The sequence below is a fragment of the Chryseobacterium scophthalmum genome (assembly GCF_900143185.1).
Classification (GTDB): Bacteria; Bacteroidota; Bacteroidia; order Flavobacteriales; family Weeksellaceae; genus Chryseobacterium; species Chryseobacterium scophthalmum.
The window spans coordinates 990,071-1,010,117 of record NZ_FSRQ01000002.1 but is presented as its reverse complement, the minus strand read 5'-3'; the positions used below and the strand labels follow the sequence as shown (position 1 = coordinate 1,010,117).

Annotated in this window: 12 protein-coding genes; 6 read left to right on the top strand and 6 right to left on the bottom strand. The window is 33.8% G+C overall.

Annotated elements, in window-relative coordinates; all coding sequences use genetic code 11:
• The first annotated feature begins 3 nt into the window (after positions 1-3).
• The 5 genes from BUR17_RS14905 to BUR17_RS14885 all read left to right on the top strand — a co-directional run bounded on the left by BUR17_RS14905 (position 4) and on the right by BUR17_RS14885 (position 10,315).
• Complete coding sequence (locus BUR17_RS14905) at positions 4-3,177, top strand: hypothetical protein (protein ID WP_143747595.1); 3,174 nt, start codon at positions 4-6, stop codon at positions 3,175-3,177.
• Between the two features lie 8 nt (positions 3,178-3,185).
• Positions 3,186-6,671: a DUF6443 domain-containing protein gene (locus BUR17_RS14900; protein ID WP_074231116.1), complete on the top strand. Its 3,486-nt coding sequence runs from the start codon at positions 3,186-3,188 to the stop codon at positions 6,669-6,671.
• Positions 6,668-7,135, top strand: a complete 468-nt coding sequence (locus BUR17_RS14895) for a hypothetical protein (RefSeq protein WP_074231115.1) — start codon at positions 6,668-6,670, stop codon at positions 7,133-7,135. Before BUR17_RS14900 ends, BUR17_RS14895 begins: the two co-directional genes overlap by 4 nt.
• A gap of 147 nt (positions 7,136-7,282) precedes the next feature.
• On the top strand, positions 7,283-7,426 hold the full coding sequence (locus BUR17_RS20760) for a hypothetical protein (protein WP_159437607.1): 144 nt from the start codon (positions 7,283-7,285) through the stop codon (positions 7,424-7,426).
• 585 nt (positions 7,427-8,011) lie between these two features.
• On the top strand, positions 8,012-10,315 hold the full coding sequence (locus BUR17_RS14885) for a GAF domain-containing protein (RefSeq protein WP_074231274.1): 2,304 nt from the start codon (positions 8,012-8,014) through the stop codon (positions 10,313-10,315).
• A gap of 1 nt (position 10,316) precedes the next feature.
• On the opposite strand, the gene BUR17_RS14880 is transcribed toward BUR17_RS14885, so the two are convergent.
• Positions 10,317-11,231: a bestrophin family protein gene (locus BUR17_RS14880; RefSeq protein ID WP_074231113.1), complete on the bottom strand. Its 915-nt coding sequence runs from the start codon at positions 11,229-11,231 to the stop codon at positions 10,317-10,319.
• A 22-nt stretch (positions 11,232-11,253) separates the two neighbouring features.
• A complete protein-coding gene (locus BUR17_RS14875) occupies positions 11,254-12,426 on the bottom strand; it encodes a Pycsar system effector family protein (protein ID WP_074231112.1) in 1,173 nt (390 codons plus the stop codon).
• A gap of 26 nt (positions 12,427-12,452) precedes the next feature.
• Here BUR17_RS14875 and BUR17_RS14870 point away from each other — a divergent pair, with 26 nt between their 5' ends.
• Positions 12,453-16,166, top strand: a complete 3,714-nt coding sequence (locus BUR17_RS14870; protein WP_074231111.1) for a metallophosphoesterase — start codon at positions 12,453-12,455, stop codon at positions 16,164-16,166.
• A gap of 281 nt (positions 16,167-16,447) precedes the next feature.
• Here the strand turns inward: BUR17_RS14870 and BUR17_RS14865 are convergent, their stop codons facing one another.
• The 4 genes from BUR17_RS14865 to BUR17_RS14850 all read right to left on the bottom strand — a co-directional run bounded on the left by BUR17_RS14865 (position 16,448) and on the right by BUR17_RS14850 (position 20,039).
• Positions 16,448-17,320 carry a hypothetical protein gene (locus BUR17_RS14865; protein ID WP_074231110.1) on the bottom strand — a complete coding sequence of 291 codons (873 nt, stop codon included), beginning with the start codon at positions 17,318-17,320 and terminating at the stop codon, positions 16,448-16,450.
• 4 nt (positions 17,321-17,324) lie between these two features.
• Positions 17,325-18,404, bottom strand: a complete 1,080-nt coding sequence (locus BUR17_RS14860; RefSeq protein WP_074231109.1) for an FUSC family protein — start codon at positions 18,402-18,404, stop codon at positions 17,325-17,327.
• 1 nt (position 18,405) lies between these two features.
• A complete protein-coding gene (gene mazG / locus BUR17_RS14855; protein WP_074231108.1) occupies positions 18,406-19,173 on the bottom strand; it encodes a nucleoside triphosphate pyrophosphohydrolase in 768 nt (255 codons plus the stop codon).
• Between the two features lie 317 nt (positions 19,174-19,490).
• The gene (locus BUR17_RS14850; protein ID WP_074231107.1) at positions 19,491-20,039 is read right to left on the bottom strand and encodes a DUF5606 family protein; all 549 of its coding nucleotides are present in this window, start codon (positions 20,037-20,039) and stop codon (positions 19,491-19,493) included.
• Positions 20,040-20,047 lie beyond the last annotated feature (8 nt).

Genomic DNA, 20,047 nt, shown 5'->3' with positions numbered 1-20,047 from the left:
ATAATGACAAAAATAATATTATTATTAACGACTTTCTGTATTTCTACAAATATAAATGCACAAAGGCAATTAATGCAAAAGTCTGAGGTAAAATCTCCAGAAAGTTATTCTTTTGAGAAATATGGCAATGTACCTGTTAATCTCTACACTGGTGCAATCGATTTAAAAATACCAATCACTTCTATTGATGAGAATGGTGTTAGTGTGCCCATTACCCTGACATACGACTCTTCAGGATTTATTCCTCATAAGAAGTCTGAAGTTTCAGGAGTGAACTGGGCATTACTTGCTGGTGGAAGAATAACTAGAACTTTAAACGGTACTCCTGATGAGTACGTAGGGAATCCAAATTTTCCAGGTATTTTTGGTTCTCCAAGAGATGTACATGGTTTTTTAAAAGGAGTAAGAACCCATTCTTCCACAAATGTAGATGCATATAATTTGTATGGAGGAACTGGAAAAATTGACACTAATAACAATACAATCGGTTGGACCATGGGACCAGGATCAGATCCATCAAATGCATATGAAGGAACTCCTGATATTTTTAATTTTAATATGATGGGAATTTCCGGAAAATTTGTAGTCGGAAATGATGGAAGGGTATTAGTAGAATCTGATGATCCAAATATCACAGTCGATTTATCACAGATGGCTGTATATGGTGGCGCAAATTTTTGCGGAAACGATATTGTATCAATCATTACAATTATTGACGGGCAAGGAAATCAATATATTTTTGGTGGCGATTTGTCTAAGTATGAACTTTCCTATTATAATAACAATGTTTTATTTCAGGAAGGGTTTAAAGGATTTCCAACAATTAATGCTTTTAGTCTTTCAAAGATTATTTATAATGGTGGAAAAACTGTAGAATTCAAATATTTCGAAGGATCTTTAAAGCAACAGTATGATTTTTGCCATAACCCAAACATTTTATCAGGAACAGCAACTAATCCTGCCTTATCTATTGAAGCCTACTTTCAGGAAGGAGCAAGAAGTGATGACTGGTGGTTTTGTCTAGCAGCAGGAGGTCCCGGCATGTCCTGCTCTGGAAGCCAAGGGGGCACTGCTGGAGCGCTAGAAAGTTTTTCAGTTTTAAAAAAATCGGTATTAACCTCAATAAAATATGGTAATCATGAAATAAAAATCAATTATTTAAATACAGGATATCCTATAAAGCATAGATATTCAGCCCCAAAATATCTAAATGAATGGGTAATTGATAATGTTGAAACCTATAGCCATACTAAATTAATTAAAAAAACTCAGTTTTCCTACGATCATCTGGGGGGTGAATTCAAACGCCCTTTCCTTAAATCGGTGAAAGATATCTTCAGTAATCAAGAATATACTTTTGCATATAATACGCTTTATTCGCTGCCTCCTTATTACACCAAAGGAATTGACCATTGGGGATACTGGAACGGGCTTGATGGGAATACACATCTTGCTCCTTTAACAGATTATAATTACACTACAGGAGATTATACATTGAATAATACATATCGAGACCCAAGCGCAATCTATTTTAATCAAGGATTATTGAACAAAGTCAACTATCCTACTAAAGGATACACTACTTTTGAATACGAAATTCAATCCTATGGAAAAAGAGTGGAAAGAAATTCTGCAAGTAATTTTTCACCTACATTAACAAATAACGTTGGTTTTGCAGGAGGAGCTAGAATCAAGGAAATTAAAAATTACTCTGAAGGAGTACTTGTCAGTCAAAAACAATATAGATATACAACTTCTTTAAATAATACATCAAGTTCTGGAATTCTTATGCATTGGCCTAGGTATATTTACTATTGGGAATTTACTCAACAAGGTGATTTCGGACCTGAATGGCACAAAACATACATTAGAACAAGTTCAAGTATAATTCAATCCAGCTTAGATAGTTATAATGTAGGATATAAAAAAGTTTTTGAAATAGAACCTGGTAAGGGCTATACAGAATTTGATTTTTCAAATTATGAAACTCATCCTGACCAATTAATCCCTGATACAAATAATATTAGAGAATATATTAATACTTATGCCAATATTACCCCAGTTAATCTATATAAAAATTTCAATAATTTATATGGCATTGATAAAAGTATAGTAAGAGGCAAATTACTTAGTCAAAAAACTTACTCAGAATCAGACTTAGTAAATCCCATTAAAATCATAGATTTTGATTACACAGATAATATCGATTTCAATCCTAATAATTTAGATGATAATAATAAATATGTCAGTATTAACCATATGACAGGTAAATGGGTACAAGGTTACAGAAAATTTATGAACTCATCTCATTTAAAAAAGAAGATAATCAAAGATTATTTTAATGGAACAGAGGTTAAGAGTGAAACTGACTATTTTTATGATAGTCCAGCCAATCTGAGCTTGTCTCGAGAAGTATTTAAGAGTAGTGATAATACAGAGATAAAAACAAATTATCAATACTTGATGGATATCTGGAATGGTGTTCCTAATCATGCGGCTTCATTTGTACCGCCTTATGCATTCATGATGAATATGTTTGCCAAAAATATGTTTAGCATTCCTTTGGTAACAACAACCTATAAGAACAATACTTTTTTAGGGCGCAGCCAGGTTTTATATAATTACAGTGACAGTAATGTAGGTATATTACCTAAAAAGCTATTATCCTATACTGAGAATAAACTTATTGCCAGTCACCCTTATATTGATTTACCAGATACGAACTTCGCAACAGAAGAAGTTGTTTATGATCTATATGATGATACAGGCAATCTACAGCAGTATACGACAAAAGATGGTATTTCTACAACAATTATTTGGGGATATAACAAAACACTACCTATTGCAAAAATTACGGGAGCAAAGCTGTCTGATATTCCTACTTCCATAATTACTACGCTTATTAATGCCTCCGCCACAGATGGGCAAGCTCCACCAATGAATGATGAAACAACTTTCCTTCAAGCTTTGGAGCTTTTCAGAAAAGATGTAAGCTTATCGGACTTTCAGATTACTACATACAGTCATGACCCTTTAATAGGTGTAAGGAGCATTACTCCACCATCAGGTGTTCGTGAAATATATAAATATGATTCAGCAGGAAGACTTAAAGAAGTTCGCGAGAACTCTTATTCGGGCAATTTGCTAAAAGAGTATAATTACAACTTTAAACAATAAACCAGATCATGAAAAAAATAATAATCCCCATTCATTTATTGTTTGGCTGTATATTATCTGCACAGTCTACATCAGAAAACTTTATAGAAACCAAGGTTTATTTAGACTCACTTGGAACAGGAGATAAGTTACGTACCGTTCAGTATATTGATGGATTAGGCAGACCGAAACAAATAGTGAGTGTAAATTCAGCTCCTTCAGGAAAAGATATCGTAACTCATATAGAATATGACAATTTTGGTAGACAAGTAGATTCATGGCTTCCTACTCCCATGTCTACGCTAAATGGCAATATTCAGTCATCAGTAAAGTCTGCTGCAAATACCTATTATTCGGATAATTATCCATATTCACATTCTAATCTTGAACTTTCACCATTGGATAGGCCTTTATCTAAGCTAAATGAAGGAAATAGTTGGCAGCAGAATCCTATTAATTTTAGCTATGGCGCCAATGCGACAGGAGAGGTACAAAAATATATTGCAACTTTTGATTATAGCACATCCCAATCAACCATATCAAAATCTATAGATTATACCGCAGGTCAACTTTATAAGAATTCTGTAACTGATGAAGATGGTAATCAAAGCATTGAATTTAAGAATAGTGAGGGACAGATAATATTAGTAAGAAAAATATTATCTGCTACAGAGAGCGCTGACACATATTATATTTATAATAATTACGGGCAGCTTGCTTATGTAATTTCCCCAAAAGGGACGGATCTTTTCAAAAATTTAGCCTCAGGTACTCAGCTTCCGGAGACCACATTAAACAATCTTTGTTATCAGTATAAATATGACCGAAAAAATAGGCTTGTTGAGAAAAAGCTTCCTGGAAAAGGCTGGGAGTACATGGTGTATGATAAAGCAGACCGACTAATTTTTACACAAGATGCAGTAATGCATCCTTCCGACAAATGGCTCTTTACAAAATATGATAAATTTGGCAGAGTAATCATGACGGGGATTGTAGGAGGATCAAACAGAGCTGATATGCAAAATATGATTCTTAATAATTTAATTATTGAAAATCGAGATGGCGTAGGCTTTACGAAAAATGGAATGCAAGTTTACTACTCTAATAATCATTTTCCATATTTAGAAACCATATTATCCGTTAATTATTATGATAGCTATCCATCTGGTACTCCACCAGTAACTAATACGCTATCGAATCAAATCATAACAGACAATACTGCAGCAAAAATCAATACTAAAGGTATGCTTTTAGCTTCCTACATCAAAAATATAGAAGATAACAACTGGACTAAGACTTACAGCTGGTATGACAAAAAGGGCAGAGCAATATCAAGCCATTCCATCAATCACCTGGGAGGTTATACAAAAACCGAATCGCAATTGGAATTCTCAGGTGTCCCAAAAAAAGTTATAACCCGTCATAAAAGACTTAGCGGTGATACGGAGAGAGAAATTATTGAATCATTCACATATGATAGTCAGAACAGGATCAAAGTACACAAACATAAAGTTGACAACAATGCAGAAGAGATATTGGCTCAGAATGACTACAACGATATCTCACAAGTCATTCAGAAAAAAGTAGGAGGAACGATACTTGGTAGTGGTCTTCAAACAATAGATTATCAATATAATATCCGTGGCTGGATGACTCATATTAATGATCCAGTAAATTTAGGAACAGAAGATCTATTCGGTTATAAAATTAAATATAATACTGTTGAAGGTCAATCAGTACCCAATCTGAATTTCCAAAATTTAATTGTACAGCCAAAGTTCAATGGCAATATTGCTGAAACCGATTGGAAAACGTCTACAGACGGCAACAGTAATCTGAGAAGATATGGTTATGTTTACGATAAACTTAACAGATTGTCAGCAGGTTTTTTCCAAAAGGATACCAATCCTACACTCGGAGAATATTTTGAAAAAATTACCTACGATATTAATAGTAATATCACGACCCTTCAGCGAACAGCAGGATCAAATGGTACGACTGCCAACGGTATCGATTTTTTAGTGTATAAATATGCATTTGGTAATCAAAGTAATCAGCTTGAGTCTGTACAAGATGTTAGCCAGAATAATTCAGGATATCCATTCTTTCCTGTTCGGAATAATATTTCTTATGATACTAATGGAAATATGACAAATCATATGGACAAGAATATTTCTAAAATTGAATATAATCATCTTAACCTCCCAACATTAGTTAATGCTGTTGTAGGTGGTGGTTGGCTTCCTGGTTTAGATGCAGAAGGGCCAAGACATACTTATAAATATAAAGCTAATGGAACAAAATATGCAAAACGAGTAGATAATATAAGTCCCTATATGGAAGATTTTACAGAAGTTGATTATTTAGAAGGCTTTCAATATCAGCGGAAATACACAAAAATGAGTACCTCTCAAAATCCTTACGATACGGGTATTACTTTAAAATTTGTACCTACGTCCGAAGGCTACTTTGACTTTGAAAAAAATAAGTATATTTACAATTACAGTGATCATTTAGGAAACGTGAGATTAAGCTATTTCCATAATGGGAACAGCATAGAAGTTCTTGAAGAAAACAACTACTATCCTTTTGGATTAAAGCATGAAGGTTATAATGGTTTGGCAGGAAATCAGTCTTATCAGTATAAGTACAACGGTAAGGAGTTGCAAGAGACGGGAATGTATGATTATGGTGCAAGATTCTACATGCCGGATATTGGACGATGGGGTGTCGTAGATTCATTAAGTGAGGAATATACAAGTTGGTCACCTTACAACTATGTGATGAACAATCCTATCAGTAATATTGACCCAGACGGGAGGGGTGTTTTAACGGATTACAAGTTACTACAGGATGGCCAGGTTAAAAGGGTTGACCCTAACGATAGAAGCGAAGAGAGGAGTGATGACAGGCTTTTTGTCACTGATAGTAAAGGCAATGTAGATAATTCTGTTGATCCACATGTCATAAAAAAAAGTGCGCCAACAGATTCAACACCAATATCTGAATTATCTTTAAATTTTAAAGATCCTCAAAATGCTAAATATCCACACACTACTGCTCCGATGTTTCCCAAAGGACTAAGTAGAGGCTTTACAAACAATTCTACTACTGCATCTTCTCTATATACGTTCTTAATTGATAATACGAATGTTGAATGGGGACTCGCTGGACACAAGATTGGCTCTAAAATGAACTATACAATTTTTACAGGACACCAAACTGACGTTGTCACACCAATTTTCTCACATAGAGGAGTTTCGAAACTATCTTTCGAAATACATAATCATCCGAGAGGTACTTTGCCAAATACCGGTGATATGAATGCAGCAGTCTCTCTTGATAATGCAAGCGGAAAATATCCTCGTCATTTTGTTATCACTTCAGACGGAAATCCTCAAAGAGTATATGAATACAGACGCTATATAAAAAATGGAGAAGTAGTAAATGATATATCTGTCAAAAAAGGACTGATTATCAATGGTAATTTAAATCTTAAATCATTAGAAAAATGAAAAAAATAATTATACTTGCGCTGCTTATATTTCTTTATTCTTGTAAACAACAAAGCAATAATGAAATTTTCGTATCTGATAAAATATATAATACCTTAATAGAAGACATTAATAAATTAAATGAAAATAATAAAAAATTAAACGTTTTTTACGTTTTTTCCAGACAAGATACATTAATCATTTTAGCTACAGAAAAAGAGAATGAGGTTTTCCCTATAGATAGGATTAGTAAATTAGGTGCTTTTAAATATAAAGATTATAAAATTATCATAGCAGAATCTTATAATCCAAAGTATGATATTATCAAAAAGAAGAATGCTCTCAATAATAACTTTATCAAGGAAACCAAAAATAATGGATCATTTGATGAGGATATTCAATTTGGTTATATTTATAAAATGATAAGTTCTAATAATATTGAATTAATAAAAAAAGGAGAACTAAAAGAATTTTTCATTAAATAATTAAAACCTCGCAATTCATTGTAAGTACAACGGCAAAGAACTCCAAGAGACGGGAATGTATGATTTTGGTGCAAGTTTTATATGCCGGATATTGGTAGATGGGTTGTCCTAGCTCCGCTGGCGGAGAACCATCCAAATTTAAACCCTATGATGTATGTTGCAAATAATCCTATACGTTTTATCAATGCTAATGGAAGAGGAATTACAAGTACTGGAGTAAGAGATAATAAAGATGAAACTTATACGATTGCCAATGCTAAAAATGATGGAAAAAGGAATATATCTAGTTGATTAAACTGATAATTATGATATTAATATTTCTCATCATATTACAAATTCTTTGACACCTCATCCATTTATAAATGATAATGAAATGTGGACTGCCCCCAAAAAAGTTAGACACTTTTTAGGGACATTTTATTTCTGGGAATATCAAAGTATAGTTTAGCATTTGAGTTGTATTAAAAGAATTTTGAAAAATAATCTTTTGGCACCGCTATGGCTAGAGAAATAGGTTTGGATGAAGTGAAGAGGTTAATTTAAATAGAGACAGCTTCGGCAGAATTATCAGTGTTTGGACAGTTCTTTTCGAAAAGTAAAAATCACCATTTTATAAAAATGCTTGGGAGAATTAAATATCCGCTACGTAAAGTCTCCCGACTTTGAGCTAATAATTCAAATAAAGCCTCGCAAAATGTGAGGCTTTTGTGTTAAAAAAGCGTTCTATTTTTGTATATGGCTTTCCTCCACTTCTATAACGACAATAAAAATATTCATCATAACAAAAAACCACACTTCAATATAAAAATCACACCCCAAAAACACCCAATTCCCTCATACTTTTCATACCTTTACCCTCACAATTTTTCTTACATTTTGGCAAATCTCTACAAGAAAGAAAGTCCGTTTCAGGTTTTTATATCGTTCAAAAAATATTTGGATGTGTTAGAGCACATTCGGTATAACGATCGGTTAGAGTATCGCGCCAATTATGCAGAATCTTTAATTGAGAAAACTAAAAATTTCAAAGAATTAAGAGACGGTTTTCAGGATCTTTCGGTGTTTGAAAAGCACAAAGACCTCATCAGACTTTTATTGGCAGACCTCTTCCCTACCGGTTTGACGAGAAACGAAATTAAAGCTGCAGGAATTCCGCTTACCAATCTTACGTTCAATTATACCGAAAGATTTCAGAATATTTTAAATGATGCCGGAAAAGATTTTGAAATCGAGTTCAGAGACATCAGTGATGATGAATATTACGTCTTTTGCTGTTGCCTGATTTTACAGACTTATCTTAAAAAAGATATTAAAGTTACCATCCCATTTTATTATGATATTCCCGATAAACAGGGAATTATGAAGCATTATAAAATTACGGTCAACTCAGATTTCAGTGATGTTTATCCTGCTGAAGGAACCAAAATTCCGTCGGATGATATTTTGGATATGTTGCTTGAAAATCTGGATGATGTACAGCTTTGGAAAAAATACTTCCAGCCCGAATCATGGATTTTAAACGGATTCAGTATTATTTCTCTTATCGACTGTACTTCGGAAGTGGCACTGTCTGATTTGAAATCGAGCATGATTAAAATTGATCTGGAAAATCCTTCACCAGATGAGAATTTAAAAGAAATATTTAAATCTTATTTTGATGTTGCCGAGCTCAATTTTGGTTTGATGTTATTTAATATCAAAAACAAAAGGCTCGAAAAACTTCCTATTTACGAGAATGTTTTCACCAATCATCTTCTTGATTTTTGGATCAACACCTTTGATGAAGAAGCAAGAAAAACTGCTTTTGAAAACATCAGTTACAATTCAAAACCTGTGGTGGTTTCGAATGTTGATAATCTCGATGAGGAAATCAAAAAACTGCCAACTTTCAATATTCTGAAAGACAATAACATCAATAGCTTCATGGTCATTCCGATTATGAAAGACAACGAGCTTTTGGCAATGATGGAGTTTACTTCGTCTATTGCCAATAGTTTGAACGGTTTGAAACTGAAAAAGCTTGAGTTTGTTGCCGACATGATTATTTTCTCTCTGAGCAGGTTTACCTATGAAAGAAATAATCAGATTGAAGCCATTATTCAACGTGAATATACCACGATTCACGACAGCGTAATCTGGAAATTCAGGAATGAAGCAGAGCGTTATTTTAATGCTTATTTATCTAAAAAAATATATACTTTAAAAGAGATTTCTTTTAAAAATCTTACTCCTTTATTTAGTTTTTCAGACATTCGCTCTTCATCAGACAAACGTTTTAAGCTGATGTTGGAAGATCTCAATCAGCAAATTGACGGACTTCATGAAGTGATGACCATTTTAAATTCATCAGAAGCTGAAAAATATTCTTTGGCATTGGATGTTTTTGAAAACGAATTGAATAATGAAATAAAAGCAGACACCGAACAGCGTTTCCAAAGGCTTTTGCGCGAAGAAATCCATCCTTATCTGCAAGGTCAGCTTGAGGTAAAAAGTGAAGAAACGATTAAAGAAAAAATCAAAAATTACTTTAGTCAGGTTTTTACACAGAATGATCTTTTTTATGCCAACAGAAAAAATTTAGACGATTCTATTACGCTTCTCAATCGTAAACTGGCCGATATTTTAGACGAAAAGCAAGTCGCAGCTCAGGAAATTTTCCCACATTATTTTGAAAGATTTAAATCGGATGGTGTTGAACATAATCTCTACATAGGTCCGAATATCGCTCCTGAATTGCCTTATTCTACGAAAGTGGTTAACGAATTAAGATATTGGCAGCTGGAAACTATTTGTACGATGGAACATGAGTTCCGTTTATTCAAAAAAGATCTTCCGGTTTCGCTTGATATTGCTTCGTTGATTTTTGTTTATAATGAAAAAATAGACATTCGTTTCCGAATGGATGAAAAACGTTTTGATGTAGACGGTGCATTTAATTCTAATTTTGAGATCATAAAAAAAAGACTTGAAAAAGCGCACATCAAAGACTCTGACGAAAGAATTACCTGTCCCGGAAAAATTACCATCGTTTATTTCGGTTTAGAAAATCAACGTGAATATTTACAATACATCCACAGACTTCAGCAACAAAATATTTTAAAATCTGATGTTGAACTTTTAAGAGTTGAAGATCTGCAGGGAATTACAGGGTTGCTTGCAATGAGAGTTTCTTTAGCGTAAATCAATCTACAAAATAAGAATCGGGCTTTTTTAATTCACCTTGCGGAATTTCAGCCTGTTCAAAAATAGAAAATTCAATCGTTCTGCAAATACTGTTAAGTGCCAAATCATTTTCTTCTTCACCAAAAGGTTCCCCAATTTCTTGGATAATGGCGTCTAAAGCAATAAAAGTATAACTGATAAGAAGTACAATCAAAGGCATCATCCAATCTAAACTGTCGAGCAATCCGAATGGTAACCAAAAACAGTATAGATAAACGGTACGATGTAGTAAAACACTGTAAGCAAACGGAAGCGGTGTATTATAAATCCTTTCGCAACCACCGGAAATATTAGAAAACTGGTTCAGTTGATGATTCATAGAAGTCAAAACAATCGTGTCTATATTTCCGTTTTTATTCTGAATGTTCAGCCAATCTGAAATAAATCCTAAAATAATACTTGGAATAAATTTTTTACCCTGAATCTGATGAAACTGTTCTTCAGAAAGTAGCTTTTGAAGAGGTTTTATGTCCGATTTATCTCTTAACTGATAATTTAAAGACCAGCAAAATACAGAAATCAATTTTACAATTTCCTGTTTTTCTTCTTTTGAAACATTTGGTATAAAAGATAAAATCTGTCTTGTTAAAGAGCGGGTTTCAATGACCAGTAATCCCCAAAGTTTTCTTCCTTCCCAGAATCGGTCATAACTTGCGGTATTGCAAAAGCCCATAAAAATAGCCAAAGCCAAACCAATCAATGTAAAAACTGTAGGATTGAGCTTTACTTTATAATCGTAAATTTTTCCGTTAAAATAATATACCGCTACGGAGAAAATGGTGATAATACAAAGCTGAGCTACGATTTTCTTTAGTACAGAACCTCTCCATATAAATAACATTTTCAGCCAGTGTGTTCGCTGTCTTACAATCATGTTTTATGCAGTTTTTTTTAAATTAAAGCGTAAGAAAAGCATACGCAAAAGACAGTACAGAAATTATAATTCCTGCCATAAAAATCTGATACGTAACCGAAAGAAGCTTATATTTTCTGTCTAAAACTTTCCCAAGATAATATAGATCTTTCACCATAGAATCGTAGATATAGTCTCTGTCTTTAATAAGATCATGCATCGAGCTCAGATAATGATTAAATTCCATCTGATGGAAGTTTCCGAAAAACAAAAGGTTTACTTTACGGTCTTTAATATCCTGATTGGTAAAAGTAGTCTTCGTAACATTGGGTTTTGTAGAAAGAATCGCAAAAATAATCGTCAAAACACTTGAGATCAACAGAAAAAATGTAGGAATAATCAAATGCGCATTCTTTGGTGTATCTAATTTCGGAACCAAAACAGAAAGGCAAACCGAAATAATAATTGCATTAACCGAAAGCAAAATATTGGCTTTACTATCTGCAATATCACTCAGTCTTGTATGATTATTCAAAGTAACTCTGAAAAGTGTATCTACACTTCTGTCAGATTTCTGGTCTTTTTTATCTGAATTTTCTTTTTTGGGTTTCTCTTCTTTGTCCATTTTATCCATCTTCTTTTCCAATTTTTTTACATTTTTCAGTTTGAGTGGCTCCCAGTTTTCTTTGGCATAATCGGTGAAATATTTATGCTTGTTTTTAAGAAAATCTACATTCATCTCATTCCATTCATCATTAGAAAAACACATTCCGCCTGTCAGTTCCCATTCTTTACGCAAAGCTTCCGCAGAATCATTATAAAACGGACTTGCAAAATGACTGAAATCTGCATCTTTCATAATCATTTCTAAAAGATCTTGAGGCTGATGGTATTTTTCTGTAGAAAGAATCAATCTGGAAACTTCATTAATATATTCTTCTGAAAAATTATCTTTTTTAAGAAAATCTTTCATAATAGCGGCTCCCCTTTCCTCATGCCCTTCAGCATTGCAATCTGTAAAACCAACATCATGAAACCACAACGCAAGCAACACCTTTTCTCTGTCAACTTCAGACAAATTGGTATGCTTTATGATTTCATCTGCTTTCTGAACGGCATATGTGGTATGAATAAAATTATGGTAAAAGTAAACAGAAGATAGTTTATCTTTGAATAAGTTTTCAACATAATTTTTAGCTTTGTCTAAGGTGCTCATCACAGAATTTTTCTTAATGTAAATGTATGAATTTATCCTTTAAATCTTATTTAAAAAAAATATCACCGGCCGGAAAAACGTTTCTCCTTTCGGGACTTCTTTTATCTTGTGCTACCTACAACGTAAAAAAGGGCAAAAACTTACATGAAGTATCAAAATCTGAACTGAAAACTGATAATGATTTTCAGATTTTTCTGGTAGGTGATGCCGGAAACTCAGAAGAAATTCAGGCTCAGCAAACGTTGAATTTTCTTAAGAACAAGATAGATTCTGCCAACAGCAACTCGATGCTCATCTTTTTGGGAGATAATATTTATCCTTTGGGAATGCCAAAAGAAAGCGATAAAGATTATCCTTTAGCAAAAGAAAAAATGGAAAACCAACTGGCAATTACCAAAAACTTCAAAGGTAAAACGCTAGTCATTCCTGGAAATCACGATTGGTATCACGGTTTGGATGGTCTAAAAGCTCAGGAAGATTTTGTAAAAACGTATCTGAACAATAAAAAATCTTTTCTTCCTAAAAATTCTTGTCCGATTGATGATATTAATTTAACCAAAGACATCAAACTTATTGTGATTGATTCTGAATGGGCTTTAATAAATTGGGATAAATATCCTGGAATCAATAAAGGGTGTGATATTAAAACCAGAGACGATTTTTATACAGAGTTCAAAGATTTAATTACAAAAAATCAGGATAAAAGAATTATTGTTGCGCTTCATCATCCGGTAATCAGTTCAGGTGTTCATGCCGGATTTAATTCTGCAAAATCTCACCTTTCAGCATTTAATGGAAAAGTTCCGATTCCGGGAGTTGCCACTGTACTTACAACATTGAGAAGTTCTTCTGGAGCAAGCATGGAAGACATCAACAACAGACATTATGCAGATTTTGCCAACAGATTAAAAAGTATTGTTCAGGATAAAGAAAATGTGATTTTCGTTTCAGGACACGATCATAATCTACAATATCATGCCGATAACAATATCAGACAAATCATCAGCGGAGCTGGTTCAAAAACTGATCCCGCCACGATTGTTAATAAAACCGATTTTTCTTACGGTGGAAGCGGTTTTGCTGTTTTAAATCTCAGAAAAGATTTGAGTTCAGATGTAGAATATTTTTCAACAAAAAATAATGAGCTTAAAAAACTGACGCAAATTTCAGTAATTCCTCAACCTCAAGTATTTGAAAATAATTTCCCAAGCTCGCTTCCGGCAACCTACACTTCAACAGTTTACGCTGAAAAGCTTACTAAAAAAGGGAGGATTTACCGCTGGCTTTGGGGAGATCATTACAGAAAATATTATGCACTTCCGATTGAAGCAAAAACGAAAGATCTTTCTGATATGAATCCCGGTTATTCTCCTTTCAGAGAAGGTGGCGGAAACCAGTCAAACAGTCTTCGTCTGAAAACCAATGACGGACAGGAATTTGTAATGCGCGGAATCAAAAAAAGTGCGGTTCGTTTTCTCAATGCTCAGGCTTTTAAGAAAAATGATTTCGGAAACGAATTAAATAATACTTTCCCTGAAAGGTTCTTACTCGATTTTTACACAACCAATCATCCTTTTACCGGATTTGCAATTAATAATATGATCGATAAACTGGGGATTTTTCACAGTAATCCTGAGTTATTTTATATTCCAAAACAAAAATCTTTGGGTCGCTACAACAAAAATTATGGGGATGAATTATACATGATTGAAGAGCGTTTTTCTTCTGATCCTAAAACCTTACAGTCGCTTGATAATGCTACTGATATTCTTTCAACATCGGATGTTCTGAAAAATATGCGAAAAGACAGCAAATATTCTGTTGATCAGGATTTATACATCAGAGCAAGAATTTTTGATATGCTGATCGGCGATTGGGATAGACATGAAGATCAGTGGAAATGGGCAGAATATAAAACAGGAAATAAAGTTATTTATAAACCTATTCCACGAGACAGAGATCAGGCTTTCAGTACCTACGATGGCGCTGCGTTTACCTTTATTATGAACATCCCGATGATTCGCCACATGAAATCTTTTAAAGATGAAATAAAAAATGTGCGTTGGGTAAATATGGAACCTTATCCTTTGGATTTAATTTTCCTGAAAGGTTCTACAGAGCAAAACTGGAGCGAACAGGCAAAATTTATTCAGCAAAATCTTACAGATGCCGATATTGATGTTGCTTTTAAAAACCTTCCGAAAGAAGTTCAGGATGAAACAATTGCTGATATTCAGAGAAAATTAAAACTCAGAAAAGAAAAAATTGAGATTAATGCTGTAGAATATTATCACATTCTTCAGGAAAAAGTTCCGTTGGTAGGAACTTTAGACAAAGACAAATTTGTGATCGTTAAAAATGAAAACTCAATTGATGTAAAACAATTTAAAATTAATAAAGATAAAACCGAAGAATTGGTTTTTGAAAAATCTTACGACGGAAAAAAGACCAGAGAACTTTGGATCTACGGATTGGATGATGATGATATCTATGAAGTTTCAGGCGACGGAAAATCTAAAACAAACATCAGACTGATTGGTGGTTATAATCACGATGTATACAATGTATCCAACGGAAGAAACGTAAAGATTTATGATTTTAAATCTCAGAAAAATACGTACGAAACCAAAGGAGCAGCAAAACACATCAGTGATGATTATGACATAAATACGTATAATTGGAAGCATCCTAAATTCAATTTCTTTGCAGGTTATCCAATGGCCAATTACAACCCCGATGACGGTGTAATTTTGGGAATTGTAGCTAATTATACAGTCAATAATTTTATTCGTGATCGTTTTACTCAGAAACACAGTATAAGCGCCAATTATTATACTTTAACTGGTGGATTTAATGTTGGCTACAAAGGAACCTTCAAAAAAGCGATTGCAGGATGGGATGCCGGAATTGATGCAACCTACACTACTCCATTTTTTGCGAGAACATTCTTTGGTTTGGGTAATGAAACGGTATATGAAAAAGATGAAGTGAGTAAAGACTTTAACAGAGTACGAATTTCTCAGTTTAAATTTGCTCCATCGATCTCAAAAACAAGCTGGCTGAATCTGAAGCATCAGTTCCAGTTAAATTTTGAGCATTCTAAAGTGCAGTTGAATGAAGATCGTTTTGTTGCTGCTTCGCCAGAAGTGAATCCTGAAGTTTTTAACGGACAACAATTTGCGGGAGCTAATTATACTTTCAGTTTTAAAAATTTTGATAATAACGCCTTCCCTACTTTAGGTTTGGAAATGATTTTAAATGCAGGCTGGAAAGCCAATCTTTCAGAATTTAACCAAAACTTTGCCTCTTTTAAAGGAACCCTAAACCTGTTCCGCAGAATCGATAAACAAGGAAGATTTGTTTTTGCCAACTCTTCCAATGCCATGATTATCAACAACAATAATTTTGAGTTTTATCAGGCTGCAGCCATCGGTGGAAACAACGCAATGCGTGCTTACAGAAATGAAAGATTTGCCGGGAAATCATATTTTGTCAACAACTCTGAAATCCGTTGGGATTTTGGTCGTGTGAAAAACAATATCGTTCCTGTCAATATGGGAATTCTGGTTGGTTATGATGTGGGAAGAGTGTGGATTGATAATGAACAATCAGACAAATGGCATCAAGGTGTTGGTGGAGGATTTTGGATGAATATTCTCGAAACTTTTTCTGCGAGAATCGATTACTTTACCGGTGAAGATGGCGGAAGAATTTCCGGTGGTGTAGGTTTGAGTTTTTAACGGTTATTGACCGTTTTATTAAACTGAAAATTTAAAAAGAAAGGTTTGTCATTCTGAATGGAGCAAAGCGGAGTGAAGAATCTCAAATGCAAAAACTCTTTCTTTTGTCTTGAAACAAAAAAATAAAACCCACAGAGCTTTCTTTGGGTTTTATTTTGCGATTAGTTTACTTTTTAAAATGGCTCCGGAGGAGCCATACCTTTGTAGAATAATACCACGATTCTAAAATTAGAACTCCGTAGGAGTTCAATCTTTTCCAGCGTTTTTAAAATAAAAATAATTTATTTAAGAGAAAACTGATATACATTCCCACCTTCTTTTTTATCTTTTTCGTCAGCAATCAGCAAAGTTTTATCATCAACGAAAACGACTGCTTCTTTTTGTGAATTGTGGTTTAAAGGGAGTTTCTGAATTTTAGCTGAATTAAAATCATTGGCTGTAAATCCTGAAATTACGTGAATGTTTTTATGCGTTAAAAGCACAATTTCATTTTTAGAATTAATCGCAGCTGATGTAATGGCAGCATCACTGTAACCTCCTTCAAGCTTTAGTTTTCCAATTAATTTTGCTTCAAAATCACCTTCTTTATTTGGAATCTGGAAAACAAGAAAAGTTCCGTCAAAACCTTTACTTCTGTTTTTTGTAAATAAATAAAATCTTCCATCTTTTTCTACAAAAGCTTCGCAATCGTACAGTAAATTAGATTTTTTGGGAGGAAATTCAGTCTGCCCTTCATAATGGAATTTCGTCGTCTGAATAACCTTTGTCGATTTCTGAGAATCATTTTTTAAATCTAACTTTAAAATGGAAAGATTCTGTCTGTCGTTTTCATTATTTCCAAAATCCCCGATGTAAATATTTCCGGCAGCATCTTTTGTGATATCTTCCCAGTCGTTATTTTCAGCATTTTCTACAAGAACATCATTAACTAACTCGCCTTGTCTGTTGAGCCCGTAAACTACATTTTTATTTCCGGCATCTTCAATTGCCCAAATGGTTTTCTGGTCTTGAGAAAGAGCAATTCCTGAAACTTCTTTCAATTTTTTAGGGAGTGAAAATTCTGTTTTCAAATCTTCCTGCGATTTTGTTACCGAATCCTGAGCTTTCGGATTGCAGCTCATTAGCATAACAGCAAATACAACGAGAATGCGCATAATTTTATTTTTTTAATTTTTTAAACTGAAAGAAAGAATATCTGATATTTTTCTCCAATTGATTGATCATTTGTTGGTGATGAAGAAAAAAACCTGCAACCAATCCCATTAAACTTCCAATAATAGTGTCGAGTAATCTTGCTTCCATTAAATTTTCAACCTCATGATGAACAGTACTTCCCGCTTCTATTAAAAGCAAAGTAAGCGGCGTAATAAAGATAACGGCAAAACCATAATTTCTTACGATCATCAACTCAACAACGAACTGTAAAACTACAATAATTCCTATCATTACAATTTTTTCGGAGTCAAAAAGCAGAATCAGCCATGCTAAACCCAAACCAATGAAAGTTCCGAAAATACGGTGCATATTTCTTTGTCGCACATGTTCGAAATTTCGTCCCTGAATAATGGCAGCGGTAGAAATAGAAATCCAATACGTATTTTGAAACTTTAAAAGATGCCCGACAATTAAAGTCAGCATCATAATTAAACCTATGATTGTACTTTCAACAAATTTCGTATATCTTTTTTTCTTAAAAACTCTTCGGGGAACATTTACCACTTCTCTTTTTTCAATAAAAACTGAATAAAGAAAAGCCAATGAACAAGACAAAATAGCGCCCATTGTCACCAAACCAACTCTTATAGGAATTAGTTCCAAATCAAACTGATAGGTACTTGCCATCGCCGCCAACATAATAAAGAAAAAATTTCCCGGCGGTGGAATCTTAAAATAAGAGGTTATAAAATGTGATAGAAAAGAGACAATTCCGAAAGATAATGCCGCTGTATAAATATTAAAACTAAAAAAAAGACTGATGGTAAACGAAAATATAATCCCGAAAGCACAAACCGCCAAATGAATCATTCGCTGACTTATTGGAGCCGTTGTAAAATACAATATCGTTAACGCTCCCAAACTCGAAAGACTTCCGTAATTCGGTTTCCCTGAAAACCAGCCTAGCAAAAGCGGAATACCAATGCACAATGCAGCAAGAAACGGGAAATGCCATTTTCGCTCAGTTTTCTTCATTTCAATAAGATATTGAAAACGGTTTCTTACAGGGTGGTCGACTTTCATTTTATTCTGAACGTTTTGCTTTTTCCCAGAGAATATCCATTTCTTCAAGAGACATTTCTCCTAATTTTAAATCTGCCTCAGTTGCAAGCTGTTCCATTTTCTGAAATCTTGAAATAAATTTCAGATTGGTTCTTTCTAAAGCCGAATCAGGATTTAAACCTGAAATTCTTGCATAATTAATCAATGAGAAAAATACATCGCCTAATTCCTGCTCTTTTTTGTCTGAATCGGTTTCTGCATGAAACTCGTTGATCTCTTCATCTACTTTTTTCCAGGCATCTTCAGCATCATGAAATTCAAAGCCAATTCCTTTTACTTTATCCTGAATTCTATATGCTTTTACCATACTTGGCAATCCTTTAGGAACGCCACCCAGAATAGATTTGTTGCCTTCTTTCAGTTTCAGTTTTTCCCAATTTTGCTTTACTTCTTCTTCATCTTTCACTTCGGTATCTCCATAAATATGAGGATGACGGAAAATAAGTTTTTCGTTTAACGAGTTGATCACATCAGCAATATCAAAACTTTCTTTTTCTGAACCTATTTTAGCATAAAAAACCAAATGCAGAAGCACATCGCCAAGTTCTTTTTTAATTTCGGTAAGATCTTCCTGCAAAAGAGCATCAGAAAGTTCGTACGTTTCTTCCAAAGTAAGGTGACGCAATGTTTGTAAAGTCTGTTTCTGATCCCACGGACATTTTTCACGAAGGTCATCCATAATATCTAAAAGTCTTCCGAAAGCTTCGAGTTTTTCCTGTCTGGTATTCATAATTGAGATTGAAATTAATGCAAATTTAAGGTAAATCTTTATTAGTTCTTTTGTCTTGAAACAAAAGAACCAAAAGTTCAAGACTTGGAAACTTCCGCTAAAAATTAAAAGTTATTCCTAAAATCCCCAAAACTTGCGCGAGTTGTGAATTGTTTTTTGATTCAATAGTTGTGTCGCGCTTCAAACAGTGGGAATTTTTTAACGGAATAACTTTTAATTTTCTTAACGCTCCATTTTCCTAAGTCAATTTTAGTCGCCATAAAACAAAAAACCTCATCATTGCTGACAAGGTTTTGTATTCATTAAGATAAACTAAATTATCCCATTTTTCTGTGTGTACTTTTCGTAGCTGCTTTAGCTCCTGTACTTGCTTTTACTTTTGGTGTTGCAGGTTTGTCTGCTTTTGGAGCTGCCTTTTTTGGAGCTTCTTTTTCAACACTCGCCTCACCTTCTACAGTTTCTGCTTCTGCTTTTACAAAACTTTCAGGAGTGATGTATCCCGCTTTGTGAAGGATGTTGTACCACTGAGCCAATTTCTTAATATCAGAATTGTAAACTCTATCTGTATCGTAGTTTGGAAGAGATGCAACCATAAATTCAGCCAATTCAGCTTCTGAAGATTTGTGATTGATCGTTTCTTTGTAATCGTAATTTTTAGCAATATTTTCAAAAACCTCAAACAAAGGAACTTCTTTATCAAAAGTAAACATTGCGATATTATCTAACAAGCTTACTTGGCTTGAATTACCGATGCTCACTTTCTTTTTGGTAGTAACTTCTTCAATGATGAATCCGTTTTTCAACTGCGATACCAATTTGTAAAGACCTGGTTTCCCAGAGATTGAAATTATTTTTTCTAACAGCATAATTTTAT

Bases quoted from the DNA above. Each gene is read 5' to 3' on its own strand.
- BUR17_RS14905 (WP_143747595.1), top strand. From the start codon at position 4: ATGACAAAAATAATATTATTATTAACGACTTTCTGTATTTCTACAAAT.
- BUR17_RS14900 (WP_074231116.1), top strand. From the start codon at position 3,186: ATGAAAAAAATAATAATCCCCATTCATTTATTGTTTGGCTGTATATTA.
- BUR17_RS14895 (WP_074231115.1), top strand. From the start codon at position 6,668: ATGAAAAAAATAATTATACTTGCGCTGCTTATATTTCTTTATTCTTGT.
- BUR17_RS20760 (WP_159437607.1), top strand. From the start codon at position 7,283: ATGATGTATGTTGCAAATAATCCTATACGTTTTATCAATGCTAATGGA.
- BUR17_RS14880 (WP_074231113.1), bottom strand. From the start codon at position 11,231: ATGATTGTAAGACAGCGAACACACTGGCTGAAAATGTTATTTATATGG.
- BUR17_RS14875 (WP_074231112.1), bottom strand. From the start codon at position 12,426: ATGAGCACCTTAGACAAAGCTAAAAATTATGTTGAAAACTTATTCAAA.
- BUR17_RS14870 (WP_074231111.1), top strand. From the start codon at position 12,453: ATGAATTTATCCTTTAAATCTTATTTAAAAAAAATATCACCGGCCGGA.
- BUR17_RS14865 (WP_074231110.1), bottom strand. From the start codon at position 17,320: ATGCGCATTCTCGTTGTATTTGCTGTTATGCTAATGAGCTGCAATCCG.
- BUR17_RS14860 (WP_074231109.1), bottom strand. From the start codon at position 18,404: ATGAAAGTCGACCACCCTGTAAGAAACCGTTTTCAATATCTTATTGAA.
- mazG (WP_074231108.1), bottom strand. From the start codon at position 19,173: ATGAATACCAGACAGGAAAAACTCGAAGCTTTCGGAAGACTTTTAGAT.
- BUR17_RS14850 (WP_074231107.1), bottom strand. From the start codon at position 20,039: ATGCTGTTAGAAAAAATAATTTCAATCTCTGGGAAACCAGGTCTTTAC.